This window comes from Streptomyces griseoruber, assembly GCF_001514205.1.
GTDB classification, from domain to species: Bacteria; Actinomycetota; Actinomycetes; order Streptomycetales; family Streptomycetaceae; genus Streptomyces; species Streptomyces griseoruber.
In genome coordinates this window covers 186842-195856 of sequence record NZ_KQ948764.1, presented here as the reverse complement: position 1 = coordinate 195856, position 9015 = coordinate 186842, and the positions used below count along the sequence as shown (strand labels likewise).

Annotated in this window: 7 protein-coding genes; 2 read left to right on the top strand and 5 right to left on the bottom strand. The window is 70.7% G+C overall.

All coding sequences use genetic code 11. The features are described 5' to 3' along the window. Together AQJ64_RS05270 and AQJ64_RS05265 are read left to right on the top strand one after the other, a co-directional pair. Window positions 1-892, top strand: an 892-nt coding sequence (locus tag AQJ64_RS05270; RefSeq protein WP_483316188.1) for a glucose-6-phosphate isomerase, incomplete at its 5' end; no start/stop codon positions are given. A gap of 35 nt (window positions 893-927) precedes the next feature. After that, window positions 928-1764 carry a hypothetical protein gene (locus AQJ64_RS05265; RefSeq protein WP_211286462.1) on the top strand — a complete coding sequence of 279 codons (837 nt, stop codon included), beginning with the start codon at window positions 928-930 and terminating at the stop codon, window positions 1762-1764. A 30-nt stretch (window positions 1765-1794) separates the two neighbouring features. Here AQJ64_RS05265 and pgl read toward each other — a convergent pair whose 3' ends face one another. Genes pgl through tkt form a run of 5 tightly spaced genes read right to left on the bottom strand, consistent with a single transcriptional unit; the run spans window position 1795 to window position 8580 of the window. Continuing rightward, window positions 1795-2577 (bottom strand): 6-phosphogluconolactonase, encoded by a 783-nt coding sequence (gene pgl / locus AQJ64_RS05260; RefSeq protein WP_055635896.1) that lies wholly within the window; start codon window positions 2575-2577, stop codon window positions 1795-1797. Next, window positions 2574-3800 carry a glucose-6-phosphate dehydrogenase assembly protein OpcA gene (gene opcA, locus AQJ64_RS05255; protein ID WP_055635897.1) on the bottom strand — a complete coding sequence of 409 codons (1227 nt, stop codon included), beginning with the start codon at window positions 3798-3800 and terminating at the stop codon, window positions 2574-2576. Before opcA ends, pgl begins: the two co-directional genes overlap by 4 nt. Next, complete coding sequence (gene zwf, locus AQJ64_RS05250; protein ID WP_055635898.1) at window positions 3797-5335, bottom strand: glucose-6-phosphate dehydrogenase; 1539 nt, start codon at window positions 5333-5335, stop codon at window positions 3797-3799. Before zwf ends, opcA begins: the two co-directional genes overlap by 4 nt. A 4-nt stretch (window positions 5336-5339) precedes the next feature. Then, on the bottom strand, window positions 5340-6458 hold the full coding sequence (gene tal, locus AQJ64_RS05245; protein ID WP_055635899.1) for a transaldolase: 1119 nt from the start codon (window positions 6456-6458) through the stop codon (window positions 5340-5342). A gap of 34 nt (window positions 6459-6492) precedes the next feature. After that, complete coding sequence (gene tkt, locus AQJ64_RS05240; protein ID WP_059202440.1) at window positions 6493-8580, bottom strand: transketolase; 2088 nt, start codon at window positions 8578-8580, stop codon at window positions 6493-6495. Window positions 8581-9015: the final 435 nt, after the last annotated feature.

The following is a 9015-nucleotide window of genomic DNA, read 5'->3' as shown; positions in this document are numbered from 1 at the left end:
AGCGGACTTCGGTATCGACACGGCCAACATGTTCGAGTTCTGGGACTGGGTCGGCGGCCGCTACTCCTACGACTCCGCCATCGGCCTGTCCCTGATGATCGCCATCGGCCCGGACCGCTTCCGCGAGATGCTCGACGGCTTCCACCTCGTCGACGAGCACTTCCGCACCGCCCCCGCCGAGGCCAACGCCCCGCTGCTGCTCGGCCTGCTGGGCATCTGGTACGGCAACTTCCACGACGCCCAGTCTCACGCCGTGCTGCCCTACAGCCACTACCTGTCCAGGTTCGCCGCCTACCTCCAGCAGCTCGACATGGAGTCGAACGGCAAGTACGTCGGCCGGGACGGCAAGGAGGTCGACTGGCAGACCGGGCCGGTCGTCTGGGGCACGCCCGGCACCAACGGGCAGCACGCCTACTACCAGTTGATCCACCAGGGCACCAAGCTGATCCCCGCGGACTTCATCGGCTTCGCCCGCCCGGTCGACGAGCTGAGCGACGGACTCAAGGCCCAGCACGACCTGCTGATGGCCAACTTCTTCGCCCAGACCCAGGCGCTGGCCTTCGGCAAGACGCCCGAGGAGGTGCGCGCGGAGGGCGTGCCGGAGGAGCTGGTGGCCCACAAGACGTTCAAGGGCAACCACCCCACGACCACCGTCCTCGCCGCCGAGCTGACCCCGTCGGTCCTCGGCCAGCTCGTCGCGCTGTACGAGCACAAGGTGTTCGTGCAGGGCGCCGTGTGGAACATCGACTCCTTCGACCAGTGGGGCGTGGAGCTCGGCAAGGTCCTCGCCCAGCGCGTCGAACCCGCCCTCACCGAAGGCGCCGAGGTCCCCGGCCTGGACGCCTCCACCCGGGCCCTGGTCGCCAAGTACCGCGAGCTGCGCGGCCGTTAGCCGGACAGGCCCCTTGTGTAGACTCCCGGGCGGTCATGAACACGATCGCTCGGGGGCGTCACGTGGGCAGCGCACACCGCAGGAACTGGACCGACGGCAGTCTGACGGCCGGCTCCTTCCTGAAGCCCCATCACGTGGCACGAGCCGTGTTCCACCCCTCGTGGATCCCGGAGGCACTCGACCCCACCGTGGAGCGGCTCAAGCGCGCCAGGGTCGTGATGGGAGCGGTCGCGGCCCTCGGCGTCCACTCCTTCGTCGAGGGCGGGTTCGCCTGGGACGAGCTGGTGAAGAACGCGGCGACCGCGTCGCTGGTGCTGCTCTGCGTCACACCGCTCACCGTCGGCGTGATGCTTCTGGTGTGGCGGCGCGGCGGCCCCGTGCGCCGGCTGGGAGCGCGGCTCCTCGACTCGCTCAAGCTGCTGGCACTGTTCATCGCCTCGGCTTTCGCCGCCCTCGGGCTGTTCGCCGCCGGGGACATGCTCGGGACCGGCCCGAAGATCGTCCTGAGTGCCCTGGGCCTGTGGATGGCCTTCTTCGTGATCGCGGGAGCGGTCCGGCTCACCGGCAACTTCTTCGGCACCGCCGCCGTGCACCGGTGCCTGCCGCCCCTGCTGGCCACCGTGACGACCTGGCTGATGGCCGTCCCCGACCTCGTCACCAGCGACCTGCACGGCCTGGGCCGGGGTTTGGGCGTCGCCTTCATCCTGGGCGCACCGGTGACGGTCACGGCGATCGCCCTGCTGGAGGCGCGTCGCCTCAGCAGACGGTACGGCATCCGGCTGACGGCCCACCCCGCCCCGCGGACCCCACGGACCACTCCGGCGTACCCCCAGTACAGCGCCCACAACGGCCGGAACCCGTACGGCGCTTGACCGTACGGGTTCCGGGAACGACCGGGAGTCTCAGGGAGACGCCGGCGGATACAGCGACCTCGGCAGCCGGGAGGCCGCCGCCTGGTCCAGCAGCCACAGGGTGCGGGCCCGGCCGCGGGCGCCCGCCGCCGGTGCCTGGATCTCCCCCGCGTCCGACAGGGCGATCGCCGCGGCGTTCGCCTTGTCCTCGCCCGCCGCGAGCAGCCACACCTCACGGGCCGCCCGGATGGCCGGCAGGGTCAGCGTGACCCGGGTCGGCGGGGGCTTGGGCGCGCCGCGCACCCCGACCACCGTGCGCTCGGTCTCCCGTACGGCCGGCAGCTCGGGGAAGAGCGAGGCCACATGGGTGTCCGGGCCGACGCCCAGCATCAGGACGTCGAAGGTGGGCACGGTGCCGTGGTTCTCGGGGCCGGCCGCACGGGCCAGCTCCTGCGCGTACGCCTCCGCGGCCGCCTCGACGTCGGCGCCGTACGGACCGTCGGACGCGGGCATGGCGTGCACCCGCTTCGGGTCCAGCGGTACGGCGTCCAGCAGGGCCTCCCGGGCCTGGGTGACGTTGCGCTCCGGATCGCCCTCGGGCAGGAACCGCTCGTCGCCCCACCACAGGTCGAGCCGGCCCCAGTCGATCGCGTCCCGGGCCGACGCGGACGCCAGCGCGGCCAGCAGACCGTTGCCGTTGCGGCCGCCGGTGAGGACCACGGACGCATAGCCCCGGGAGGCCTGCGCGTCCACGATCCGCGTGATGAGGCGGGCCGCGGCGGCCTGCGCCATCAGCTCCTTGTCGCGGTGCACGACCAGCTGCGGGGCGTTCACCGCGTCGCCCTGCCGGACAGGCCGGAAGGGACCGCCTTCAGTGGTGCCGGCGTCGCCCCTTCCGCCCCGGAAGCTTCCGCAGGCCCCTGGCGGGTGTCCGGTTCTCCTTTGGCAGGCTCCGCCACGCCCTTGTCCGGCTCCGCCACGCCCTCGGCGGGCTCGGCCTCGGCCTTCCCGACCGCCGCCCCGGCCTGTTCGACCGCGGCACCGGCCTTCTCGACCGCGGCCAGGGCCCGCGCGACCGCGTCCCCGCCCGGCGCGGCCGCCGGTACCGGGACCGAGGCCGAGGCCGAGGCCGACGCGTTCAGCCGCTCCACCCCGAACCGCAGGGCCGAGGCGTAGGTGTCGTCCGGGTCCAGCCGGCGCAGCTCCTCCGCGATCAGCTCGGCCGTGTCGCGGCGCTTGAGCGCCACCGCGCGGTCGGGCTGGCCCTCGATGGAGAGTGTGGCCAGCGAACCGTCGGCCCGGTCCAGGGTGATCGGCCCGCAGCTGGTGGCCATGCGCACGGCCGTGAGCCCCGGGCCGCCGGACAGCGAGCGCCGGACGGGGACGTCCAGCCGGTCCGCGAGCCACATCGCCAGCAGCTCGCAGCTCGGGTTGAACTCCTCGCCCTCCACCTCGACCGACTCCACCTCGCAGGTGACCTGGTCCAGTGCCGCGGCCAGCATCGAACGCCAGGGCGTGATGCGGGTCCACGACAGGTCCGTGTCGCCGGGGGTGTAGGTGTCGGAGCGGGCGCCCAGCTCGCGCACCGGCTGCTCGCAGGCGTAGGTGTCGGTGACCCGGCGCTGGGCCAGCGCGCCGAGCGGGTCGGCGGCCGGGTCCAGCGGGGCGTTCACCGGCCACCACACGACGACCGGGGCGTCCGGCAGCAGCAGCGGCAGGACGACCGACTGGGCGTGGTCGGACACCTCGCCGTGCAGCCGCAGCACGACCGTCTCGCCGGTGCCCGCGTCCGCGCCCACCCGCACCTCGGCGTCCAGCCGGGACTGCGTGCGGTCGCGGGGCGTGCGCGAGACGCGCCGGATGACCACGAGCGTGCGCGAGGGGTGCTCGCGGGAGGCGTCGTTGGCGGCCTTGAGCGCGTCGTACGCGTTCTCCTCGTCGGTGACGATGACGAGCGTGAGCACCATGCCCACGGCCGGGGTGCCGATCGCCCGGCGGCCCTGCACCAGCGCTTTGTTGATCTTGCTGGCGGTGGTGTCCGTGAGGTCTATCTTCATGGCCGGCGCCAGCTCCGTCCGTCTCGTTCCAGCATCTGGTCCGCCTCGACGGGCCCCCAGGTGCCGGCCGGGTACTGCGCGGGCCGGCCGTTCTCGTCCCAGTACCGCTCGATCGGGTCGAGGATCTTCCAGGACAGCTCGACCTCCTCTGTGCGGGGGAAGAGGTTCGAGTCGCCGAGCAGCACATCGAGGATGAGGCGCTCGTACGCCTCGGGCGAGGACTCCGTGAACGACTCGCCGTAGGCGAAGTCCATGGATACGTCCCGGATCTCCATCGAGGTGCCGGGCACCTTGGAGCCGAAGCGGACGGTCACGCCCTCGTCGGGCTGGACGCGGATGACGATCGCGTTCGACCCGAGTTCCTCGGTGGCCGTCGTGTCGAAGGGGGAGTGCGGGGCCCGCTGGAAGACGACCGCGATCTCGGTGACCCGGCGGCCGAGCCGCTTGCCGGTGCGCAGATAGAAGGGGACGCCCGCCCAGCGGCGGTTGTCCACCTCGACCTTGATGGCCGCGTAGGTGTCGGTCTTCGACTTCGGGTCGATGCCGTCCTCTTCGAGATAGCCGATGGCCTTCTCGCCGCCCTGCCACCCGGCCGCGTACTGCGCCCGCACGGTGTCCCGGCCCAGGTCCTCGGGCAGCCGTACCGCCCCGAGCACCTTGGTCTTCTCCGCGGCCAGTGCGTCCGCGTCGAAGGAGGCGGGCTCCTCCATGGCGGTCAGGGCCATCAGCTGGAGCAGGTGGTTCTGGATGACGTCACGGGCGGCGCCGATGCCGTCGTAGTAGCCCGCCCGGCCGCCGATGCCGATGTCCTCGGCCATCGTGATCTGGACGTGGTCCACGAAGGACCGGTTCCAGATCGGCTCGAACATCGTGTTGGCGAACCGCAGCGCCAGGATGTTCTGGACGGTCTCCTTGCCCAGGTAGTGGTCGATACGGAAGACCTGGTCCGGGGCGAAGACCTCGTGGACGACCTTGTTGAGCTCCTCCGCGGAGGCCAGGTCGTGCCCGAACGGCTTCTCGATGACGGCGCGCCGCCAGGAGTCCTTCGTCTGGTCGGCCAGCCCGTGCTTCTTCAGCTGCTGGATGACCACGGGGAAGGAGCGCGGCGGCACCGACAGGTAGAAGGCGAAGTTGCCGCCCGTGCCCTGTGCCTTGTCGAGCTCCTCGATCGTCGCGCGCAGCCGTTCGAAGGCGTCGTCGTCGTCGAAGGTGCCCTGCACGAAGCGCATGCCCTGGATGAGCTGCTGCCAGACCTCCTCACGGAAGGGCGTGCGGGAGTGCTCCTTGACGGCGTCGTGGACCTCCTGTGCGAAGTCCTCGTGCGCCCATTCGCGGCGGGCGAACCCGACCAGCGAGAAACCCGGCGGCAGCAGACCCCGGTTGGCGAGGTCGTACACGGCGGGCATCAGCTTCTTGCGGGACAGGTCGCCCGTCACGCCGAAGATGACCAGGCCCGACGGCCCCGCGATGCGCGGGAGCCGTCGGTCGGCGGGATCGCGGAGCGGATTCGCTCCGGAACCGGAGAGGGGAGGCAAGGAATCAGCCCTCCGAAGGCGCGAGGCGCGCCAGCTCCGCCTCGGTCGACTTGAGCAGGTCGTTCCAGGAGGCCTCGAACTTCTCGACGCCCTCGTCCTCGAGCAGCTGTACGACCTCGTCGTACGAGATGCCCAGCCGCTCGACGGCGTCGAGGTCGGCGCGGGCCTGCTCGTAGGTCCCGGCGATGGTGTTGCCCGTGATCTCGCCGCGCTGCTCGGTCGCCTGGAGGGTGGCCTCCGGCATGGTGTTGACCGTGTTCGGCGCGACCAGGTCGTCGACGTACAGGGTGTCCTTGTACGCAGGGTCCTTCACACCGGTCGAGGCCCACAGCGGACGCTGCTTGTTGGCGCCGGCGCTCTCCAGCTTGCTCCAGCGCTCGGTCGAGAAGACCTCCTCGTACGCCTCGTAGGCGAGCCGGGCGTTGGCGACGGCGGCCTTGCCGCGCGCGGCCTTGGCCTCGTCGGTGCCCAGCGCGTCCAGGCGCTTGTCGATCTCGGTGTCCACGCGGGACACGAAGAAGGACGCCACCGAGTGGATCAGCGAGAGGTCGAGACCCTTCTCCTTGGCCTTCTCCAGACCGGCCAGGTAGGCGTCCATCACCTCGCGGTAGCGCTCCAGCGAGAAGATCAGCGTGACGTTGACGCTGATGCCGTTGCCGATGACCTCGGTGATGGCCGGCAGACCCGCCTTGGTGGCCGGGATCTTGATCAGCGTGTTGGGGCGGTCCACCAGCCAGGCCAGCTGCTTGGCCTCGGCGATCGTGGCGCGGGTGTGGTGCGCCAGGCGCGGGTCGACCTCGATGGACACCCGGCCGTCCTGACCGCCGGTGGCGTCGTAGACCGGGCGCAGGATGTCGGCCGCGTCCCGGACGTCCGCCGTGGTGATCATGCGGATGGCCTCGTCGACGGTGACCTTGCGGGCCGCGAGGTCGGCGACCTGCTGCTCGTAGCCGTCGCCGCCGCTGATCGCCTTCTGGAAGATCGACGGGTTGGTGGTGACGCCCACGACGTGCTGCTGGTCGATCAGCTCGGCCAGGTTGCCGGACGTGATCCGCTTGCGCGACAGGTCGTCCAGCCAGATCGCGACGCCCTCCTCGGAGAGGCGCTTGAGTGCGTCTGTCATGGAAAATGCATCTCCTACGTGTCGTATGTGAGCGTCAGCGCCGGGCGTCGGCGAGGGATTCCCGCGCCTTCGCGGCCACGTTCTCGGCAGTGAAGCCGTACTCCTGGAAGAGGACCTTGCCGTCGGCCGAAGCACCGAAGTGCTCCAGGGAAACGATGCGGCCGGCGTCCCCGACGTACTTGTGCCAGGTCAGACCGATACCGGCCTCGACCGAGACGCGGGCCTTCACGGACGGCGGCAGAACACTGTCGCGGTACTCGCGCGACTGCTCCTCGAACCACTCCACGGACGGCATGGACACCACCCGCGTCGGCACCCCGTCGGCCTCCAGTGCCTCGCGCGCCTCGACGGCCACGTGCACCTCGGAACCGGTGGCGATGAGGATGACCTCCGGCGCGCCGTTCGACGCCTCGAAGAGGATGTAACCGCCACGAGCGGCATCCTCGTTGGGCTCGTACGTCGGCACGCCCTGACGGGTCAGCGCGAGGCCGTGCGGGGCGCCCTTGCCGAAGACCTTGGTGTACCGCTTGAGGATCTCGCGCCAGGCGATCGCGGTCTCGTTGGCGTCGGCCGGGCGGACCACGTTCAGGCCCGGGATGGCGCGCAGCGAGGCCAGGTGCTCGACCGGCTGGTGGGTCGGGCCGTCCTCGCCGAGACCGATGGAGTCGTGCGTCCACACGTAGGTCACCGGCAGGTGCATCAGCGCCGAGAGCCGGACGGCGTTGCGCATGTAGTCGGAGAACACGAGGAACGTGCCGCCGTAGATCCGGGTGTTGCCGTGCAGCGCGATGCCGTTCATCTCCGCGGCCATGGAGTGCTCGCGGATGCCGAAGTGGATCGTGCGGCCGTACGGGTTCGCCTCCGGCAGCGGGTTGTCCGCCGGGAGGAACGACGACGTCTTGTCGATCGTCGTGTTGTTGGAGCCGGCCAGGTCGGCCGAGCCGCCCCACAGCTCCGGGACGACCGCGCCGAGCGCCTGGAGCACCTTGCCGGAGGCGGCACGCGTGGCGACGCCCTTGCCGGGCTCGAAGACCGGGAGCTTCTCCTCCCAGCCGGCCGGCAGCTCGCCCGCGGCGATCCGGTCGAACTCGGCGGCGCGCTCGGCGTTGTCGTCCCGCCACAGCTGGAAGGACTTCTCCCACTTGGCCTTCGCCTCCGCGCCGCGCTCCAGCGCCCCGCGGGTGTGGGCGATGACCTCGTCGGCGACCTCGAAGGACTGCTCCGGGTCGAAGCCGAGGACGCGCTTGGTCGCGGCCACCTCGTCGTCGCCGAGCGCCGAGCCGTGCGCGGCCTCGGTGTTCTGCGCGTGGGGGGCGGGCCAGGCGATGATCGAGCGCATCGCGATGAAGGACGGCTTGTCCGTCACCTGCTTCGCGGCCTCGATCGCGTTGTAGAGGGCGTGCGGGTCGAGGTCGCCGTCCGGCTTCGGGGCGATCCGCTGCACATGCCAGCCGTAGGCCTCGTACCGCTTGACGGTGTCCTCGGAGACGGCCGTCTCGGTGTCGCCCTCGATCGAGATGTGGTTGTCGTCCCAGAGCAGCACCAGGTTGCCCAGCTTCTGGTGGCCGGCCATCGAGGACGCCTCGGCGGAGATGCCCTCCTGGAGGCAGCCGTCACCCGCGATCACGTACACGAAGTGGTCGAAGGGGGACTCGCCCTCGGGGGCCTCCGGGTCGAACAGACCGCGCTCGTAGCGGGCGGCCATCGCCATGCCGACGGCGTTGGCGACACCCTGGCCCAGCGGACCGGTGGTGGTCTCGACGCCCACCGTGTGGCCGTACTCGGGGTGACCCGGGGTCTTCGAACCCCATGTGCGGAAGCTCTTCAGATCGTCCAGCTCAAGGCCGAAACCGGCCAGGTACAGCTGGGTGTAGAGGGTCAGGGACGAATGGCCCGCGGACAGCACGAAACGGTCGCGGCCCACCCAGTCGGCGTCCGCCGGGTCGTGCCGCATCACCTTCTGGAAGAGGGTGTAGGCGGCAGGCGCCAGGCTCATCGCCGTACCGGGATGGCCGTTGCCGACCTTCTGTACGGCGTCGGCGGCCAGGACACGCGCGGTGTCGACGGCCCGCTGGTCCAATGCGGTCCACTCGAGGTCTGTGGTGGTCGGCTTGGTGCTCACCCTGGGTCAGGGCTCCTCTCCACATGTCGAATACCGGCTGTTCCGGGCACGCGCCCACCGGCTTCCGGGGGACTGGATGCCCACCGGCCGCTGTCGAGCCTACCCCTGCGGGGACGTGCGTTTTTTCGAGTCATTCCAGACTGCCGGGCCTTGCCGCGATCCGCCTGCCGGCTGGCCGGAACCGCACTTGGCACTTGAATACGGAGCCGCTCATCTGACTGCTCAATCGAGCCCCAGTACGACTCATCGGAAGCCCTCCGCACACCCCTCCCCGGGGCCCCTCCCAACACGACCCCACCCCCGCGAAGGCCGGGGTATGGGCAACGTCTACAGTGGCGTGGTACGCGCGAGCCTTTACCCCGCATTCACATGGGGAGGCTTGCTGGGAGTCTCTGTCAGGGGTGTGCGTGACGGCCGTTGAATCCCGTCCAGTGG